Source organism: Acinetobacter sp. LipI_15 (assembly GCF_058242865.1).
This window is the reverse complement of record NZ_JBZAYN010000001.1, coordinates 2,604,365-2,622,980: the sequence shown is the minus strand read 5'-3', so window position 1 is coordinate 2,622,980 and position 18,616 is coordinate 2,604,365. Positions and strand designations below refer to the sequence as shown.

21 protein-coding genes are annotated in these 18,616 nt (G+C 41.8%); 18 read left to right on the top strand and 3 right to left on the bottom strand.

The window, feature by feature from the left end:
- Positions 1–32: 32 nt before the first annotated feature.
- The 13 genes from AC4CU0_RS12435 to der all read left to right on the top strand — a co-directional run bounded on the left by AC4CU0_RS12435 (position 33) and on the right by der (position 12,183).
- Complete coding sequence (locus tag AC4CU0_RS12435; protein WP_168378455.1) at positions 33–317, top strand: sensor histidine kinase; 285 nt, start codon at positions 33–35, stop codon at positions 315–317.
- A gap of 119 nt (positions 318–436) precedes the next feature.
- Positions 437–1,714, top strand: coding sequence for a glycosyltransferase family 4 protein (locus AC4CU0_RS12430; protein WP_373686014.1), 1,278 nt, complete (start codon positions 437–439; stop codon positions 1,712–1,714).
- Positions 1,715–1,907: 193 nt separating this feature from the next.
- On the top strand, positions 1,908–2,459 hold the full coding sequence (locus AC4CU0_RS12425; RefSeq protein ID WP_180062959.1) for a phosphatase PAP2 family protein: 552 nt from the start codon (positions 1,908–1,910) through the stop codon (positions 2,457–2,459).
- A 121-nt stretch (positions 2,460–2,580) separates the two neighbouring features.
- The gene (iscX, locus tag AC4CU0_RS12420; RefSeq protein ID WP_078189615.1) at positions 2,581–2,781 is read left to right on the top strand and encodes a Fe-S cluster assembly protein IscX; all 201 of its coding nucleotides are present in this window, start codon (positions 2,581–2,583) and stop codon (positions 2,779–2,781) included.
- Between the two features lie 109 nt (positions 2,782–2,890).
- Positions 2,891–3,322 (top strand): nucleoside-diphosphate kinase, encoded by a 432-nt coding sequence (ndk, locus tag AC4CU0_RS12415; protein ID WP_078189614.1) that lies wholly within the window; start codon positions 2,891–2,893, stop codon positions 3,320–3,322.
- Between the two features lie 123 nt (positions 3,323–3,445).
- A complete protein-coding gene (gene rlmN / locus AC4CU0_RS12410) occupies positions 3,446–4,681 on the top strand; it encodes a dual-specificity RNA methyltransferase RlmN (RefSeq protein WP_078189613.1) in 1,236 nt (411 codons plus the stop codon).
- Between the two features lie 15 nt (positions 4,682–4,696).
- Positions 4,697–5,500, top strand: a complete 804-nt coding sequence (pilW, locus tag AC4CU0_RS12405; protein ID WP_078189612.1) for a type IV pilus biogenesis/stability protein PilW — start codon at positions 4,697–4,699, stop codon at positions 5,498–5,500.
- Positions 5,491–6,285 (top strand): helix-turn-helix domain-containing protein, encoded by a 795-nt coding sequence (locus AC4CU0_RS12400; RefSeq protein ID WP_180025979.1) that lies wholly within the window; start codon positions 5,491–5,493, stop codon positions 6,283–6,285. Before pilW ends, AC4CU0_RS12400 begins: the two co-directional genes overlap by 10 nt.
- A 23-nt stretch (positions 6,286–6,308) precedes the next feature.
- On the top strand, positions 6,309–7,430 hold the full coding sequence (gene ispG, locus AC4CU0_RS12395) for a flavodoxin-dependent (E)-4-hydroxy-3-methylbut-2-enyl-diphosphate synthase (RefSeq protein WP_180011668.1): 1,122 nt from the start codon (positions 6,309–6,311) through the stop codon (positions 7,428–7,430).
- Between the two features lie 3 nt (positions 7,431–7,433).
- A complete protein-coding gene (gene hisS, locus AC4CU0_RS12390) occupies positions 7,434–8,729 on the top strand; it encodes a histidine--tRNA ligase (protein ID WP_180005380.1) in 1,296 nt (431 codons plus the stop codon).
- Positions 8,730–8,759: 30 nt separating this feature from the next.
- On the top strand, positions 8,760–9,458 hold the full coding sequence (locus AC4CU0_RS12385) for a YfgM family protein (protein WP_078192660.1): 699 nt from the start codon (positions 8,760–8,762) through the stop codon (positions 9,456–9,458).
- Positions 9,455–10,600 (top strand): outer membrane protein assembly factor BamB, encoded by a 1,146-nt coding sequence (gene bamB / locus AC4CU0_RS12380; protein ID WP_490743230.1) that lies wholly within the window; start codon positions 9,455–9,457, stop codon positions 10,598–10,600. Before AC4CU0_RS12385 ends, bamB begins: the two co-directional genes overlap by 4 nt.
- A 173-nt stretch (positions 10,601–10,773) precedes the next feature.
- Positions 10,774–12,183, top strand: a complete 1,410-nt coding sequence (der, locus tag AC4CU0_RS12375) for a ribosome biogenesis GTPase Der (protein ID WP_180073270.1) — start codon at positions 10,774–10,776, stop codon at positions 12,181–12,183.
- Positions 12,184–12,259: 76 nt separating this feature from the next.
- Here der and AC4CU0_RS12370 read toward each other — a convergent pair whose 3' ends face one another.
- Positions 12,260–12,829, bottom strand: a complete 570-nt coding sequence (locus AC4CU0_RS12370) for a hypothetical protein (protein WP_180124054.1) — start codon at positions 12,827–12,829, stop codon at positions 12,260–12,262.
- 277 nt (positions 12,830–13,106) lie between these two features.
- Between AC4CU0_RS12370 and AC4CU0_RS12365 the strand changes: the two genes are divergently transcribed.
- Positions 13,107–13,748 (top strand): 4'-phosphopantetheinyl transferase family protein, encoded by a 642-nt coding sequence (locus AC4CU0_RS12365; RefSeq protein WP_439736995.1) that lies wholly within the window; start codon positions 13,107–13,109, stop codon positions 13,746–13,748.
- Positions 13,749–13,834: 86 nt separating this feature from the next.
- On the opposite strand, the gene AC4CU0_RS12360 is transcribed toward AC4CU0_RS12365, so the two are convergent.
- Together AC4CU0_RS12360 and AC4CU0_RS12355 are read right to left on the bottom strand one after the other, a co-directional pair.
- The gene (locus AC4CU0_RS12360; RefSeq protein WP_078192655.1) at positions 13,835–14,254 is read right to left on the bottom strand and encodes a hypothetical protein; all 420 of its coding nucleotides are present in this window, start codon (positions 14,252–14,254) and stop codon (positions 13,835–13,837) included.
- Between the two features lie 165 nt (positions 14,255–14,419).
- Complete coding sequence (locus tag AC4CU0_RS12355; protein WP_490743229.1) at positions 14,420–15,196, bottom strand: SDR family oxidoreductase; 777 nt, start codon at positions 15,194–15,196, stop codon at positions 14,420–14,422.
- Positions 15,197–15,300: 104 nt separating this feature from the next.
- On the opposite strand from AC4CU0_RS12355, the gene mazG reads away from it, so the two are divergent.
- The 4 genes from mazG to folK all read left to right on the top strand — a co-directional run bounded on the left by mazG (position 15,301) and on the right by folK (position 18,590).
- Entirely contained in the window at positions 15,301–16,095 is a 795-nt protein-coding gene (gene mazG / locus AC4CU0_RS12350; protein ID WP_180121612.1) for a nucleoside triphosphate pyrophosphohydrolase, read from the top strand.
- A complete protein-coding gene (locus AC4CU0_RS12345) occupies positions 16,073–16,504 on the top strand; it encodes a ComEA family DNA-binding protein (protein WP_490743228.1) in 432 nt (143 codons plus the stop codon). The genes mazG and AC4CU0_RS12345 overlap by 23 nt, the downstream gene beginning before the upstream one ends.
- A gap of 134 nt (positions 16,505–16,638) precedes the next feature.
- On the top strand, positions 16,639–18,108 hold the full coding sequence (pcnB, locus tag AC4CU0_RS12340) for a polynucleotide adenylyltransferase PcnB (protein ID WP_168378464.1): 1,470 nt from the start codon (positions 16,639–16,641) through the stop codon (positions 18,106–18,108).
- On the top strand, positions 18,105–18,590 hold the full coding sequence (folK, locus tag AC4CU0_RS12335; RefSeq protein WP_168378465.1) for a 2-amino-4-hydroxy-6-hydroxymethyldihydropteridine diphosphokinase: 486 nt from the start codon (positions 18,105–18,107) through the stop codon (positions 18,588–18,590). The genes pcnB and folK overlap by 4 nt, the downstream gene beginning before the upstream one ends.
- Positions 18,591–18,616: the final 26 nt, after the last annotated feature.

The following is an 18,616-nucleotide window of genomic DNA, read 5'->3' as shown; positions in this document are numbered from 1 at the left end:
TTCCTGCAAAATGGGAAGTGGATGTTACTCCAATGGAATGTTTAACCCTACAGCGTGTAGCCGAAGAAGCATTAACCAATATTGTGAAGCATAGTCATGCGACCGTGGTGCAGATTCGGATTTATTATGAAAACTCGGCATTGATAATGGAAGTAGAAGACAATGGTGTGGGGTTTGATGTGAATTTGGTCAATCAAGCCGGTTTGAGTGTGGGGCTTCGTAGTATGAGTGGGCATTTAGAGCGGATGAACGCAGATATGCAAATCACTTCTCGTGCGGGTCAGACGATTTTAAAAGTGATTAAAAATTACGGATAAATCATGATTTTGTAGAAGAAATTAGTCAATTTTTTTCAATAAACTGTCATCAAATAATCATCAAAATGCAAAAAACTGCTGCTTAAACTGTGACTATACATTTATAAGAAGCATGTAAGATCATGACAGAATCGGCTATTAATTTAGGGCGTATGCAGGATGAACCTGCGCGATTTCAGTTCCAATTTAAGCATATGCAATCACGAATGGATGTGCAAACGGTCTCAACATTAATCCGTCCAGGTCTAAAAATCGCCATTGTTACAGATACGTGGGCGCCAGAAATTAATGGTGTTGCACATTCTTTATTGCAGTTGTGTAAAGGCTTGCAGCAACAAGGCAACTCAATATTTTTAATACGCCCTGAACAGTCCGAAAGTTGTCAGGATTTCAGACCTGATCAAGAGTGTTTGGTTCGAGCGCAGTCGATTCCTAAGTATTCAGGTTTACAATTTGGCTGGCCGCAACTGATCAAACTCAGTAAAGCTTTAAAAAAAGCCCAAGTCGACATTGTGCATATAGTCACTGAAGGGCCTTTGGGTTTTGCTATGCTTCAACTGGCGCGTTCTTTACAGATTCCTGTGTCCAGTGGTTTTCATTCGGCCTTTCATGATTTTAGTCGCTTCTTTGATTTAGCGTTTTTAATGAAGCCCGTACAACATTATTTACGATGGTTTCATAACAATACTCAACTCACCTGTGTACCGAGCCAAGATACTGCAGATGCCTTGCATCGATTAGGTTTTAGTTGCCCATTGGTGGTGGTCGGGCGAGGTGTGGACCATAGTCGATTTTCTCCCTCACACTATCAAGCAGAACTGAGACAACAGTGGCAAGCAGATGAACATACCCGCGTGATGCTCTATGTCGGAAGGCTATCTCCTGAAAAAGAAGTGGATGTTTTGATTTCTGCCTACCGTTCGATGTTGGCTATGGATGCACGAACGAAATTGGTCATTGTGGGTGATGGGCCTGATCGTGAACGACTAATGCAACTGGCAAAATCCCTAGATGTTATTTTTATGGGAAGTTTAAGTGGTCAGGCTTTATCGGAAGCCTATGCCAGTGCGGATGTTTTTGTTTTCGCAAGTCAGGTTGAGACCTTTGGTAATGTGGTTTTGGAGGCGATGGCTAGCGGATTGCCGGTGATTGCATATAATGCTGCATGTGCCCAACTGCACGTGAGAAATCAGCAAACGGGATGGTTATGTCATTTATCTCGAACCGATGAATTTATTCGTCTCATGCAGCAATTGCCGCAACGCGCTAAATTAAAAACCATGGGCATCGAGGCGGCAAAAGACGCTGCTAAAATTGGTTGGCAATATCCTGTACAGCAATTTGAGCACGCGCTATATCGCGTGGTGGATCAAGCTATGATGAGCCAATGGAGCTAGCGCTATTGGTTGTATAGAAAAGTTGAGCATCTTCAAAAATTAATATTCATCGAACTGTCATCAAAGCATCATTGCACTGTCAAAAAGATAACTTAAGCTGAGTCAAACACAGATCTCAACTTGTAAAAATAACAACACAAATCTAGCTCAACCCCAACATAGTCAGGCTTTGACTGTAGATAGGAGATTAGCGATGAATTTTAAAAATGCAAAAACAAGAATGCTGCATCTCGATTTAAAAGGCTGTATTTATCTCAATCATTTTTCGCATCAACAAGTTGTCGCTGACATATTTAAAATGGTGAGTCGACTTGGTGATGGTGTGTTTTGGTATGTCATGTTGGCGACGGTCTGGATCGTGCAGGGCATGTATTACAGTGTACAAATCGTCTATGTATTACTGGGTGGTTTCGTCGGCACCTCGATCTATAAACTCCTCAAAAAGAAAACTGTGCGCCCAAGACCGTACCAAGTGCATCAAGTGATTCGCTTAGGTGAACGCCCTCTAGATCATTTTAGTTTTCCATCAGGGCATACTCTACATGCAGTCATGGCAACAACTGTGCTGGGCTATATTCAACCCATGCTGTTGGTCCTGATGTTGCCCTTTAGCTTATTAGTGGCATTATCTCGCATGATCTTAGGTTTGCATTACCCAAGTGATGTCGCTGTCGGTGCTGCTATAGGCGCTGCAGTGGGTGCGGCGATTATTCTCTGTGCACCTCTTTTCGGTTTGGTTTTATAGTTTGATGTGGACATCTCAATTGCAAAATCTGGTAATAAAAAAATTAAAAGGGTTTATCACGTCGAATTGCTGAAATTTGTTAAAGTAAGCCATCATTCTATAGACGATGTTAGGAAGACCCATGGGTTTACGCTGGACAGATACCATTGATATCGCAATTGAGCTGTATGAAGCTCACCCTGATGTTGATCCGCAATGGATTCGCTTTACTGACCTACATGCATGGGTATGTGCATTGCCAAATTTCACTGATGACCCCGAAAAGTCGACTGAAGGTCTGCTTGAGGGAATTCAGATGGCCTGGATTGATGAGGCAAGTTAATCCCTACATCGAAAAAAGCAATTTTTTTGTATAGCAAAAGCAGAAAATAGCGCATTATTCGGTATAATGCGGCAAATTTTTCACGTCAAATTGACTTAAGGAGCCTCTCATGGCTATTGAACGTACTTTATCTATCGTTAAACCAGACGCAGTTGCTAAAAACCACATCGGCGACATCTTTGCTCGTTTCGAAAAAGCTGGTCTTCAAATCGTTGCAACTAAAATGAAACACTTGACTCAAGCTGAAGCTGAAGGCTTCTACGCTGAGCACAAAGAACGTGGTTTCTTTGGTGACCTAGTTGCATTCATGACTTCTGGTCCAGTTGTAGTTTCAGTTCTTGAAGGCGAAAACGCAGTTCTTGCTCACCGTGAAATCCTTGGCGCAACTAACCCTAAAGAAGCTGCTCCTGGTACTATCCGTGCAGACTTCGCTGTAAGCATCGACGAAAACGCTGCTCACGGTTCTGACTCTGTAGCATCTGCTGATCGTGAAGTTAACTACTTCTTCGCTCAAACTGAGATCGCTCCACGTACTCGTTAATTCGAAGTATTCGAACCAGATAAGTGGTATACTGCTTGTCTGGTTTTTTTATTCTCTGAATAATTCTTCGCTCAAATACTGAGCATCTCCTTTGATCTTTAGACATGGTTTAGGTAATTACACATGAGTACTGAAGTAGTCGCTACATCAGCTGTTTCTGATGCACAGCAACAATCTCCATCCGCTCCGACGCAGCAAAATACTGTGGAGAAAGTGAATTTACTGGGCATGTCACGTCCGCAAATGGAAAAATTCTTCGAAGAAATGGGGGAGAAAAAGTTCCGTGCTGGGCAGGTGATGAAATGGATTCATCAGTTCTTCGTGACTGATTTTGCTGAAATGACCAATATTTCTGGTAAATTGCGTGAAAAACTAGAAAAGATTTGTGAAATTAAAGCGCCTGAAGTGGTGCATAAAAATTATTCAAAAGACGGTACTCGTAAATGGGTGTTCCGTGTAGGTGATGGTGCAGGTTCATTGGTTGAAACTGTACTGATTCCTGCAGAAGATAAAACCGGCGCACGTAAGACTTTGTGTATTTCGTCACAAGTGGGCTGTGCTCTGGACTGTTCATTCTGTTCAACCGGGAAACAAGGCTTCCAACGTGACTTGAGCCAAGCTGAAATTATTGGACAGCTGTGGATGGCAAACTTCTCTTATATGGAAGATGTGCCAGTTGCTGATCGTGAGCGTTCAGTGACCAATGTGGTGATGATGGGCATGGGTGAGCCACTGTTGAACTATGATGCTGTATTGAATTCAATGCGTATCATGTTGGATGACTTTGCGTATGGTATGTCGAAGCGTCGTGTGACTTTATCAACCTCAGGTGTAGTGCCTAAAATTGACCAATTGGCACAAGACATTGATGTAGCCTTGGCAATTTCACTCCATGCGCCAAATGATGAACTACGTAACGAACTTGTTCCGATCAATAAAAAATATCCGTTGGAACAGTTGATTGCAGCGTGTCAGCGTTATATCGCCAAAGATGGTAATGAAAGTTCGCGTAAACACGTGACCATTGAATACGTGATGTTAGATGGTGTAAATGACCATCCTGAACATGCACAGCAAATGTTAAAGCTGTTGAAAAACCTCCCAAGCAAAATTAATTTAATTCCGTTTAACCCGTTTCCGCATGCGCCATACGGTCGTTCAAGCCGTAACCGTATTATTTCTTTCCAAAAAACTTTGTCTGATGCCGGTTTTGTGTGTACGATTCGTCAGACACGTGGTGATGATATCGACGCTGCGTGTGGACAACTCGTGGGGCAAGTTGCTGACCGTACTCGTCGTGCGGAGCAATGGAAAAAGAAAGTTGCGCAGCAAAATGAGATACTGCGCTCACAAGGATAATAAAGAGGCAGCCAATTGAAAAAGTTAACGTATAAGTTCACTTTCGTTTCAGCTTTATGTGCATCGGTTTTGGCATTAACAGCATGTCAAACGCCTGAGATTGGGAAAAAAGACCCAGAGAAAGCCGTAAAAATCAGAACGCAATTGGCTGTTGAACACTTGAAAGCAGGGGATTTGGACTCTGCTAAACGTGCATTAGATCAGGCTTTAGAGGTGGATTCTCGCGATTCCCAAGCCAATATGATGATGGGTGTCTTACTACAACGAGAAGGCAGTCCAGCCAACTTAGAAAAAGCAGATAGTTATTTTAAGCGTGCAATTTCAGCAGACTCAAAAAATTCTCAAGCACGTAACAACTACGGTACGTATTTATACCAAGTTGAGCGTTATAATGATGCGATTGAACAGTTCAGCATCGCAGGTTCAACTTTAGGTTATGATCAACGTTTCAAAGCATTGGAAAATTTAGGTCGAATTTACCTGAAAGTGGGTGATGTGGCGAATGCTGAAAAATCATTCAAACAAGCTTTGCAGGCTAATCGTGATTCCTATGTTTCAATGTTAGAGTTGTCTGAAATCTTTTATTTGAATCAGCAGTTCCCTGCTGCCACACAAATGTATGAACAATTTGTACGTGCAGTAGGACAAAAAAATCAGGGTGCGCGTGCACTCTGGATTGGCATTCGAACCGCGCGTGCCAATGGCGACAATTTGGGTATGCAAGTACTGGTTAACCAGTTACGTGCTTTGTTCCCAGAAAGTCCTGAATACCAACGCTATTTGCAATTACAGTACAGTACTGAGGCCGTATGGAAGTAAATCCTAATTCACCGCAATCGAATGGTTCGAGCGTAGCTCCAAATGCATTAGGAAATGTACAACGCCCAGGTGAGTATTTACGTCAAGTACGTATTACGCAAAAACTGGAACTTGAAGCTGTCGCATCAGAACTCAATATTCCATTAAAAACACTGACTGCACTTGAGCAAGATGATTATAAGTCATTGCCTGAAGCGACCTTTATTAAAGGTTACTACCGCACTTATGCCAAATATTTAAAAGTTGATGCAACCAATATCATTCAACGTTTTGATGATATTTATGCTAACGATACGGGTTTGTTGCCAAATCACGCGTTAAACAATTCACCGATTAAAATTATGGGTAAATTACCCGGTTCTAACCGTGACCGTAATCGTAAATGGATCAAACGTGGTCTGATTGCATTGGCGGTGTTGGTGGTCATTGGTGCGATCGTGGCAGCGATTCAGGGCATGACCTCGGGCAGCGATAATGAAGACGCTGTGACCAGTGATGTCGCTTCAGAAGTTCAAGTCCTCGACATGAATGGTGGAAATGCAGCGGTAAGCGGTGATCAATTGACATTGACCTTCAGTAGCCCGACTTCAGTACATATTGTTGATTCGACGGGTAAGGTGTTGGCGACGGGTCGTCAAGCATCGACGCTCAACTTAAACGGTGAAACACCATTCCAAATTCGTTTGGATGATGCAACAGCAGTGTCATTAAGCTTAAATAATGAAAATATTTCATTGTCACCATATACCGTAAACGGCAAAGCAGATTTCCGTTTATCACGTTAAGGGACAACAGAGCAGACTGAACAATGATTGAAAATCCAATTAAGCGCCGTCCAACGCGTAAAATTAAAGTAGGTTCGGTGTATGTCGGTGGTGATGCGCCGATCAGCATCCAAAGTATGACCAATACTGAAACCTGTGATGTCGAAGCGACCGTGGCACAGATTCAGCGCTGTGTAGACGTCGGTGCGGACATCATGCGTGTTTCTGTACCGAGTATGGAAGCTGCTGAAGCTTTTGGTGAAATTCGTAAACGTGTGCAAGTGCCATTGGTTGCCGATATTCACTTTGATTATAAAATTGCTTTACGTGTTGCAGACCTTGGTGCAGATTGTTTGCGTATTAACCCGGGTAATATTGGCTCAGAAGCTAAAATTCGTGAAGTGGTAGCTGCTGCACAACATAATGACATCTCTATGCGTATTGGTGTCAATGCCGGTTCACTGGAAAAAGATATTCAAAAGAAATATGGTGAGCCTACAGGTCAGGCTTTGCTTGAATCTGCAATGCGCCATATTGATATTTTAGACCGTTTAAATTTCCATGAATTTAAAGTGTCAGTCAAAGCATCCAATGTATTCCTGACTATGGATGCTTACCGATTACTTTCTGCACAAATTGATAACCCATTACACTTAGGTGTGACTGAAGCAGGTGTCTACCGCACGGGTTCAGTCAAATCTGCTATCGCTTTAGGCGGTTTGTTGATGGAAGGCATTGGTGACACCATGCGTATTTCATTGGCCGCAGAGCCTGAAGAAGAAATCAAAATTGGCTTTGATATTTTAAAATCATTGGGCTTACGTTCAAACGGCATTAACTTTATTGCATGCCCAAGTTGTTCGCGCCAAGAATTTAATGTCATCAAAGTCATGCAAACATTGGAAGAGCGTTTAGAAGATATTCGTACCCCAATGGATGTATCGGTGATTGGTTGTAAAGTAAATGGTCCGGGTGAAGCCAAAGAAGCCGATATTGGTGTAGTAGGTGCAAGTCCGCGTTCACTGGTGTATCGTAATGGCGAAAAGAGCCATTTAATTGACACAAATCAGTTGGTTGACGAAATCGAAGCGATGGTTCGTCAACGTGTTAGCGATCTTGAAGACGCTAAAGCTAAAGAGATTATTCGCACAAGTTTTTCTGAGTAGATCATGAGTTCAATCGTCGCAATCAAAGGTTTTAATGACATTCTCCCTACGCAAAGTCCTGCATGGAGACGTCTAGAACAGCATTTATCTAGCTTGATGGATGCTTATGGTTATCAGCAAATTCGCTTGCCGATTGTGGAGCAGACTCATCTGTTCAAACGTTCTATTGGTGATGCAACGGATATCGTTGAAAAAGAAATGTACACATTCTTAGACAAAGGTAATCCGCCTGAGTCTTTGACTTTGCGTCCAGAAGGAACAGCAGGGTGTGTGCGTGCAATGCTTGAACATAACTTACTTCGTGGTGCTACACCGCGTGTATGGTATGTCGGCCCAATGTTCCGCTATGAAAAACCACAAAAAGGTCGCTACCGTCAGTTCCATCAATTTGGCGTAGAAACCTTTGGTGTTGCAACACCAGATCAAGATGCAGAATTGATTTTAATGACTGCGCGTTTGTGGAAACGCATGGGCGTTGCAGATAAAGTTCAATTAGAACTTAATACTTTAGGTGAGTCTGATGAACGTGCTGCCTATCGTGCGGCATTGGTTGAATTTTTAGAGTCACATAAAAATGACTTAGATGAAGATTCACAGCGTCGTCTAACCACGAATCCACTGCGTATTTTGGATTCTAAAGATGCAAAAACACAAAGCATTTTGGAAAATGCGCCAAAACTTCACGACTTTATGGGTGAAGAAACGTTGGCTCACTTTGCTCAATTGCAGCAGTATTTGACTGACGCTGGTGTTGGTTTTGTGATCAATCAAAAATTGGTTCGTGGTCTCGACTACTACAATAAAACGGTCTTTGAATGGACAACTACACACTTAGGTTCTCAAGGAACGGTATGTGCTGGTGGTCGTTATGACGGTTTAGTCGGTCAGCTTAAAGGTAAAGCAGACCAGTCTGTGCCTGCTGTTGGTTTTGCAATGGGTATGGAGCGTTTGCTTCTTCTACTTGAACAAGTGGAAGACAATACCCCAGTGCGTGACTGTGAGCTATTCTTGGTTTCAGATCCTGCAACTCAAGGTAAGGCATTGGTACTTGCTGAACAAATTCGTGATCAACTTGAAGCAGCGGGTAGCAACATTCGCTTAAAAGTTGGTTCACAAGGTTCAATGAAATCGCAAATGAAAAAAGCCGACCAATCGGGCGCTTTATTTGCTGTGATTTACGGTGAACGTGAGCAAGCAGCAGGGCAAGTGCTGGTGAAAGAGCTAGCTATTGCAGAACAACACGAAGTGAATGTGGCAGACTTTGTTGCCTTCATTATCGAAAAAATTTCTTCAAAATAATCCCTATAACATAAGGAAAAAGGTAATTTCATGAGCGCATTGAGTGAAGAAGAACAACTTGATAATTTAAAATCGTTTGCTAAAAAATATGGCTCTGCCATTGTTAGCGGCATTTTAATTGCGTTGATTGCCTTTTTCGGATGGGAATACTGGCAGAAGAAAACTTTGGCTGAATCGCAAATGCAAACAGCCAAAGTACAGCAGTTAATGGATGATGCTCAGTCGGCGACTGGCGACGCTTTTACACAACTTTCTGCGACTGCAGATAAAATTGTAAAAGAAGCGCCAGATTCGCCACAAGCCATCCAAACTCAGTTGCTTATGGCAAAATTGGCATATGATAAAGCCGATTATGCCAATGCTGAGAAAGCTTTGAAAAAAGTTGAAAATTCAAAAGTTGATGATGCAGGCTTAATTCAATTGGTGAAATTACGTTTGGCGTATGCACAATTGGCGCAAAAGAAATTTGATGAAGCATTAAAAACCTTAGAAGCAGTTAAAGAACCTGCTTTTCAAGCGACTGCAGATGAAGCCCGTGGCGACGTCTATGTTGCGAAAAATGATATCGAAAATGCAAAGAAAGTTTATCAAAGTGCATGGGATGCTTTGGTTGAGCGACAAGAAGAACGTCAAATTTTACAAATTAAACTCGAAAGTGTAGGCGTTTTAGTTGATGATCCTGAAATTGAACGTCCGATTATAGATACACAAGTGGAAGCAACTGAATGAATAGAAAATACAAAATTACCTGTGCGCTGACAGTTTTAACACTTGCTTTGGCTGGTTGTGCAAATAAAGGAAAAGTAGAAAAAGTAAAACCAAATCCTTTACCAAAATTGGAACAGGCAAAAACTTTAGCACCTGTATTTTCAAACAGTGTGGCTTCAACTGAAGAAGCAGATCCACTGCGTTTACGTATGGATGCAGATAATGGCGTTGTTTTTAGCGTAAATCCTAATGGTGAAGTTCAAGCCTACAAAGGCAAAGAGCGTTTATGGCAGAAGAAAATCTCTAAACAAGGTTTGACTGCAGGTGTAGAAGCAGCTGACGGAATTGTGGTTGTTGGTAATGCAAAAGGTCAATTATTTGCATTAGATCAGGCAACAGGTGAACAAAAGTGGACTGCGCAATTAACCGGCGCGTTACTTTCACCGTCGTTGATTCAAGCAGGTCGCGTTATTTCAGTTACCAATGATGGTACGGTATACGCAAACGATGTGGCAACGGGCCAACAAACTTGGACCTATAACTTGCCAAATGTGCAGTTTAGTTTACGTGGTATGGCAGCACCGGTATCACTCGATGCGCGTCATGTTCTCATCGCTTCTTCAAATGCCTATATCTATGTGATTGATGCATTGAGCGGTATTCCGAAAATGCAGCGTCGTGTTGCAGTGTCAGACGGTCGTTCAGATGTACAACGTCTCATTGATATTGACGGTGAACCGACTGTAGTAGGTCAATTTTTAATTACCACCAGTTACCAAGGCCAAGTGACAGCGCTTGATCTTGCCTCACAACAAGTGATCTGGAGCAATGATGCGAGCAGCATTCAGCGTCCTGAAGTTGCGGGCAATGGTGTCTTTGTGGCACAAACTGATGGTAAAATTGTGGCTTATGAAATTACCACTGGTCAAACATTGTGGGAAAATGACCAATTGCTTAATCGTAATTTGAGTAACCCAGTGATGTTAGGTCAAGACCTTGTGGTTGGTGATCTGGATGGTGTACTTCACTTAATCAACCCAGCGACAGGCGAGTTGGTTGGTCGTTCTAAAACCAGTGGTGAAGTACGTTCACTACGTGTAATTGACAACCAATTATATGTGTCGACACGTAAGGGTGCATTAAGCATTTGGCAGAACCGTTAATTTTTCTGCGGCTTATGTTAAAATAAGCCAAACCGTATTTTTAACGCGGGGGATTGAATCATCAATGCCCCGTGTTTTTATTTATTTTAGGCATTTATCCTATTTCCATTCTTCCTAAGCTTTCTGATGTTCAGACCAGACCAAACTGGCTGATCTGGAATAAAGGTTAATCTATGAAACCCGTAATTGCGCTCATTGGTCGTCCGAACGTCGGAAAATCAACGTTGTTTAACCAGATAACCAAGAGCCGTGATGCTCTCGTTGCTGACTTTGCAGGTCTGACTCGTGACCGTAAGTATGGTGACGCGACTTATCAAAATAAATCCTTTATCGTCGTTGATACTGGGGGTATTGGCGAAACTGAGGGCGGTATCGACTCGTACATGGCAGAACAGTCAAAAACTGCCATTAATGAAGCAGATATTATTGTCTTTGTGGTCGATGCGCGCGCAGGCTTATTGGCATCTGATGAGCAAATTGCACGTGACTTACGTACGCTAGGTAAAAAAGTTTATCTTGTTGCCAACAAAGTTGATGGTGTACATGCCGAAGCAGCTTTAGTTGAATTCTTCAAATTGGGTATGGGTGAACCACTTCAAGTGGCTGCCAGCCATGGTCGTGGTGTTCAGCAAATGCTTGAAGAAGTGTTGGCTGATGTACCTGAAGATGAAAGTGAAGAACAACACGATAAAGACACAGGCTTACGTTTAGCGATTATTGGTCGTCCAAACGTAGGTAAATCGACTTTAGTGAACCGTTTGTTGGGTGAAGACCGTGTGGTTGCATTTGACCAACCGGGTACTACACGTGACTCGATTTATATCCCATTTGAACGTGATGGCCGTAAATACACATTAATCGATACTGCGGGTGTACGTCGTAAAGGTAAAGTGGACGAAATGATCGAGAAATTCTCGATTGTGAAAACTTTACAAGCGATGAAAGATGCGCATGTTGTGGTTATTGTTGTCGATGCACGTGAAGGGATCGTTGAGCAAGACTTGCATTTGATCGGTTATGCGCTTGAAGCAGGCCGTGCGATGGTGATTGCCATTAACAAATGGGACAACATGTCTGACTATGACCGTAAACAGTGTAAATTAGATGTTGAACGTCGTTTTGACTTTATTCCATGGGCAAAAATTCACTTAATTTCTGCACTTCACGGTACAGGTGTTGGTGATCTTTATCCATCGATCCACCGTGCTTATGATTCTTCGCATTTGAAAGTATCACCTGCGAAAATCACTCAGATCTTGAATGATGCAACTGATGCGCACCAACCACCAATGGTTCAAGGTCGTCGTATCAAAATGCGTTATGCGCATATTGGTGGACAAAATCCACCGACTATTGTGATTCATGGTAACAAGGTCGATAAAACGCCAAATGACTATCGTCGTTACCTAGAAAACGTGTTCCGTAAAGTTTATAAACTTGAAGGTACGCCAGTCAAAATTGAATTTAAAACCTCTGATAACCCATTTGAAGGTCGTAAGTCGCAAATCGATGAGCGTACGGCGGCACGTAAACGTCGTTATGTTCAGAAGTTCAAAAAGGCGGAAAAGAAATTCAAACGCTAAGTTTAGATGAACAAAAAAAGCCTGCAGATATGCAGGCTTTTTTATTTCACTTTATTTATCTAAAAAGATGTAGAAATTAGTTTTTACACTTTTTAGCTTGGCGGTAAATATCAATATTATCCAGGTTGGCTTGAGCAATTTCCATGGCTTGCTGTGCGCTGCTGCTATCCTGTTGTGTATTTTTATTGCTAGAAAAAGCTGTCGCAAATTGTCCCATACGGGCCGCTGTTTCAGATTGACCTGAAAATGCGGATAGCGCGTTGCCAGCAAGACCAGCCCATTTTGAAACTTGATTATTTTGCTGTGCAGGCGCTTGGCTTAATGCCTGTTGCGATGCTTCCAATGTACGTTCAAAGGTCTTACGCTCAACGCTTAGGTCAGTGCAATCTAAGGTTTTTAAATAACTGGTGCTATAAACACTATTGTTGGTTTGATTAGCTTGATTGAAATTTGAGGCATAGCCACGGTCTGCTTGAGCCACGGCGTTAGCAGCTTCTTGACGGCTTTGATTCATACGAGCTTCAGCTTGGTCCATAATCGCGCCATTTTTGGCACCCATTACTGCAACAGCTGCATCCAATAAGCCTGCTTGAGCGAAACATGGTAGGACACAAAGTGAACTGATTAAGGTGATTTTTCTTAGCATCTGGTTTACCCCGAGTTTTAAATTAAAGTTATAAGAATCTAGAGTATTTTATCTAATTGAAGATGTATTTAAAATATTTATTATACTTAAGTATTTGAATATATTTATAATATTAAGTATTTCTTAAGTGGTTAGAAATATTTTTAAACTGAGTTTTAAAATCTCGATAAGTCAAAGGACCGATGCGCTCATCTGTATTGTGGTGTATTTTGTGTCGGAGAGTCGCATAAAATATAGCGTCATGGACGTAGTGTAAAAGATATTGGATCAACAACTTATGGCGAAAATTCAGCTTGAATATAGTGCAATTACTGACTTCTTTGTGGAGCCGCATGGCTTGAGTCGTCAAGAGGTAATTGCCGTGCGTAAACAAGCCATTTACCAATATCGCAATCAATTACTTGGGCAGCGGCTTAATAGATCAGTTGAAAATTCAGATTTTTCAAAGTCTGCGTTTGGTAAGCCTTTTCTTCCTGATTTTCCACACTTTCATTTTAATCATAGTCATAGCCAGCAGCATTATGTATTGGCCAGCAGTGAAAAAATCGCCAATATTGGTGTGGATATTGAAGATTTAAATCGAAAAGTTCGTTTTGATGCGATGGCTCAACATAGCTTTCATCCCGAAGAATTGCTTAATTGGGAGAGCTGTGAGCATGATCCTGATTTTTGGTTTAAAGTTTGGACCACCAAAGAGGCGGTACTTAAAGCGTCAGGTTTAGGGATTCGAGTGAACCTGAATGAACTGAATACACAGTGTCATCCTGAGCAGAATGGTGGGATGTGTAGCCATCCCGCAATTGGCACTTTTGCTTATCAGAATATTCAACTGCCGCATGTGATGTTGACGGTGGCATGGCAAAGTGAACAATCTTGCCGAGGCTTTCATTTGCCTAATATTGAGTTGAATGTCTTATAAATCGGTATGAAATAAAATCATCATGAAAAAAGCCCTGTTCTGGCTGAACAGGGCTTTTTTTTAAATTAATCTAAACTGGCTTTAGATTAGATTTTGCATTTTTTAGAACCTTGGTAGATACCAATGTTGTCGATGTTTGCTTGAGCAGCAGATTTGTTCGCTTGTTGAAGTTCAAGGTTGCCTGCATCAGAAGTATCTTGCTCACCAGCCAAGCTGTTTGCAATGTTGCCTGCACGAGCAGCTTTTTCAGAGTTACCACCGAAAGCAGCAAGAGCGCCACCCGCTAAACCAGCAAATTTGCTCAATGATTTGCCTGGCGCTTGAGCAGATGCTTGGATGTTTGCAATGTTTTTGTCAGCAGCTTCTAAAGAGCGCTTAGCATTCGCTTTTTCAACAGCAAGAGTTGCACAATCCATCGCTTTTAATTCTGAAGATGCGAATTGAGTTGTAGCAAAAGCAGAAATTGAAATAGAAGTAACAGTTGCAAGAACAAGTAATTTTTTCATGAAATAATTCACTTTTATTGTTAGAAAATAAACGCCCGAAAGTAATGGGCGGGTGAATATTATTCAAAAAAAGGAATTTTGTCCTGTTAAAATGTGACAATTGTGTAACTTTGTGTAATTTGCGTACAAATATGATTGCAAAATTAAATGATTAGTAACACGTTGCTATTTGGGTTTTTGTGCAATCCAAATATTACTTAAGCGGTTGACAAATTGCGGGCTAAACTTCGATAAATTAAACAAAAATTTAGCTTTCATCCCCACAGGTGTATGTGTGGCCATTAAGACCGTATCCTTTTTTTGTACCAAGGCATAAATTTGCTGAGCGACATCGCTCGGTTGAAGATTGATGCCCATTTTCTTAATGCTTTGGGCATCCATGTCTTGCACCATCGCGGTTTGAACAAATAAAGGCATCACATCTAAAACGCGAATATTGTATTTTTGCCATTCAATATCCAAGCTTTCAGTGAACCCACGTACAGCAAATTTAGATGTGGCATAACTGGCTAAATCAGCTTGTCCATAAATTGCTGAAGCTGAAGAGAGGTTAATCACACGAGCAAAATTGCTTTGTTTTAAATAGGGAAATGCCGCATAGCAACCGTTTATCACCCCTTTGACATTGATATCAATCGTACGGTGGTGTGCAGACAGTTCCGTATGTTCAAAGCTGCCTGAATGCAGAATTCCGGCATTATTGACTAAGATATTCAGCTGACCTGCCCATGCAACAAATTCAGCTAAAGCGCTTTGCCATTGCTCTGGTTGTGTTATATCTAAATGTCCAGCTTTGGCATGGCTACCGAGTTCGGCAGCTAAGGAGGTAACTTGAGATTGGTTAATGTCGTAGAGCCCAACTTTATAGCCTTGTTGTATGAACAGTCGTGCAATTGCTGCGCCAATCCCTTGTCCTGCACCGCTAATAAAAATACTTTGCATGTTATGCTTCCCTGAATTGAGTTGCTCATTCCTTGAGTGAATTTTGAGCATATCAAATTCTGTAATCGAAACAATGTACTGATGAGTAAATAGCTGGAGTTCACATGGAACAATTATTAGCAGTGATGAAAGAATTACGTGAAAAATGTCCATGGGATCAAAAGCAAACCCCAGAAAGTTTGACTCGTTATGCCATCGAAGAAGCCTATGAAGTTGAAGCGGCAGTTCGTTCAGGTCAGAGTGATGATGTGCGAGATGAACTGGGGGATTTATTACTACAAGTGGTTTTTCAGTCGCAGATGTATAGCGAACAAGGCGCATTTGATTTTCAAGATGTGGTGCAAGCCATTACAGATAAATTAATTCGCCGTCATCCCCATGTGTTTCAGGCAGAGCAATTCTCAGCACTCAATGCGGATGATGTGGCAACACTATGGAAACAGATTAAACAACAAGAAAAAGCAGGGAAATCAGTATCTAGATTAGATGAAGTTAAACATGCTCCTGCATTAAGCCAAGCAGATGAAATCCAAAAAAATGTGGCGAAAATTGGCTTTGATTTTCCAGATATTGAAGGGGCTTATGGCAAGCTTGAGGAAGAGCTAGGGGAGTTAAAAGAGGCCTTAGCAGGCAAAAAATCCGACGAAATATTTGATGAATTTGGTGATTGCTTATTTTCTCTAGTGAATGTTGGACGTAAGATTGGCATCTCAAGTGAGATGGCACTGTTAAGTACCATTCATAAATTTAGAAGCCGTTTTGCTTATATTGAAGCACAGGCCACATTACAACAAAAACATGTAGAAGACTTGTCCCTGACTGAAATGGATCAGTTATGGGAACAGGCAAAACAACAATTAAAACAACAGGCTGAATATGTACCACATCCTAAAGAATAAATACTCTACACAATTACTTGTCTTGGTTTTGAGTTTAATGGCAGATTTAACTTATGCTCAAAGCCCTTCGGGCTACGCGGAATGGAAAGCCATGCAACAAGCTCAAGATCAACAATTAAAAAAGCAATCTGAGGCCTCGAAGTCCAAAGTGGCAACTGCACCCAGCAATGCCAACTATTATTTGTCACGACCCAGCACTCAGCAAAATAGCCGATCAGATCAGGTACGCTTAAATACAGCCTCAGTCGATGAACTGCAAACATTACATGGAATTGGTCAGAAAAAAGCAGAAGCAATTGTGCAATATCGTAAAAGTAATGGCTTATTTAAAAGCATTGATGATATTCAACAGGTTAAGGGCATCGGTCCTGCGCTGTTTGCTAAAAATAAAGCAAAATTGGCACTTTAAGTGAAGTGTAAAAAAAAGAATTAGGTTAAGCTCAGCTTGAGCATCGAGATAATCAAATTGCCCTTTGATTGTGTTAGAGATATCATTAGCGACATCTTAAGAATTTTACGTTCAGACGTAGGAGACAGCGTCTTTTGCAAACTTTGCGCGCGTCCAAATGTGGTTTATCAACCGCACAATTACCTTCTTCCATTTTAGATGTGATTGATGCCTTAACTAAGGCAGGCTATGAAGCTTATATCGTGGGTGGCGGTGTCCGCGACCTAATGTTGGGTCATGCACCTAAAGATTTTGATGCCGTAACTAATGCGACACCAGCTCAGGTGAAAGAAGTCTTCGGGCGACGTTGCCGAATTATTGGTCGTCGTTTTGAGCTGGCGCATGTCTACTCAGGACGTGAACTGATCGAAGTTGCGACCTTCCGTGCGCCGCCTAAAAAAGCCGTGACTTCTGCTGCGGGCATGATTTTACGTGATAATAATTGGGGTACGATTGAGCAAGACTTTGCACGTCGTGACTTCTCGATCAATGCAATGTATTACCAACCACGCAAAGGTGAAGTGCTAGATTTTTGTCATGCAGTAGATGACATTAAGCATAAAACGTTGCGTTTATTGGGTGATCCACAATTACGTTTTGAAGAAGATCCTGTGCGGATGCTTCGGACTTTACGTTTTGCAGCCAAATTAAACTTTAATATTGATGAAAAAATTCTGGATGTCTTTACTCCAGAACTTACTCAATTGCTGCGTGATGTGTCTCCACATCGTTTATACGATGAGTCACAAAAGCTCTTTACCATGGGGCATCTCAATCGCGTCTTACCGATGCTGATCGATTTTGGTATTTGGTATCAGTTATTTGCAGATATCAAACCGGTCGTAACCCCATTTATTGAGTTGGCTGCAAAAAATACCGATCAACGTATTTCGATTGGGAAAACCATTAACCCTGCATTTTTCTATGCCGTGTTATTGTGGATCCCGTTCCAAGAACGTTGTACGTTCTATCTGAATAAAGGTGTAGTTCCTGCTGAAGCGCGTGCTCAAGCTGGTTTAGATGTATTGAAACGTCAGGCTACACGAACCATTATTCCACGCTTTGCAGAAACATTTATTCGTGAAGTTTGGGAAATGCAAACCCGTTTGCTGAATCCAAAACCACAGCAAATTGAAGCACTATCAGGTCATGCGCGTTTCCGTGCAGGCTTTGACTTCTTGCTTCTGCGTGAAAAATCGGGCGATACAAGCACGCAAGGTATGGGCCAGTGGTGGGATGCTTATCAGCAGATGAGCACTGACGAAAAAGAACTGGCAATTAGCCAATACAATCGTCAACGTGCCAAGAGTCGTCGTAAAGCGGCGCATGAAGATGTGGAAGCCAAAACTTCTACTCATCAGCAAGTTGAAATTGAACCGCTGGTGAATGAACCAGAAAGCAGAAGTCGCCGTCAACGTAAGCCTAAATCACATGCCAACAGTCCAGCGACAGTGTCAATCGTGGCAGCGTCAGCCAGTGGTGAAATTGGTGCAGATCATCCGATTTTAAAACGTAAACGTGTGAAACGAGATTTGACTCAGGTTATTTTTGGGCCAACACAATGACGCTGACATATATTGGTTTAGGCAGTAATTTAGGTGATTCTCTACAGATCCTTAGTGAAGCGGTGCATAAACTTGCAACACTCGGAAAAGTGAAAGTCTCAAAACTGTATCAAAGCCCGCCAATGGGGCCACAAGATCAGCCGAATTATTTAAATGCAGCGGTTGCATTAGAAACTGATCTAGCACCTTTGGCCTTGTTGGATGAATTGCAACGCTTTGAACAAGAGTCGGGGCGTGTACGCCTACGTCATTGGGGGGAGCGTACACTGGATTTAGATTTACTGATTTATGGTGAACAGCACATTCAAAATGAACGTTTGACGGTGCCTCATGTTGGTGTTTTAGAACGTGATTTTGTGTTGAAACCTTTGTTGGATTTAGATGAGAATCTACAGATTAAAGGACAATCATTAAAAGATTTACCTATTTTGAATAATCCAAATTTAACTGTATTGGATGCAGGAAACTGGGCCCATCTTTAATTTTTGTATGACCACTTGAGAAAGCC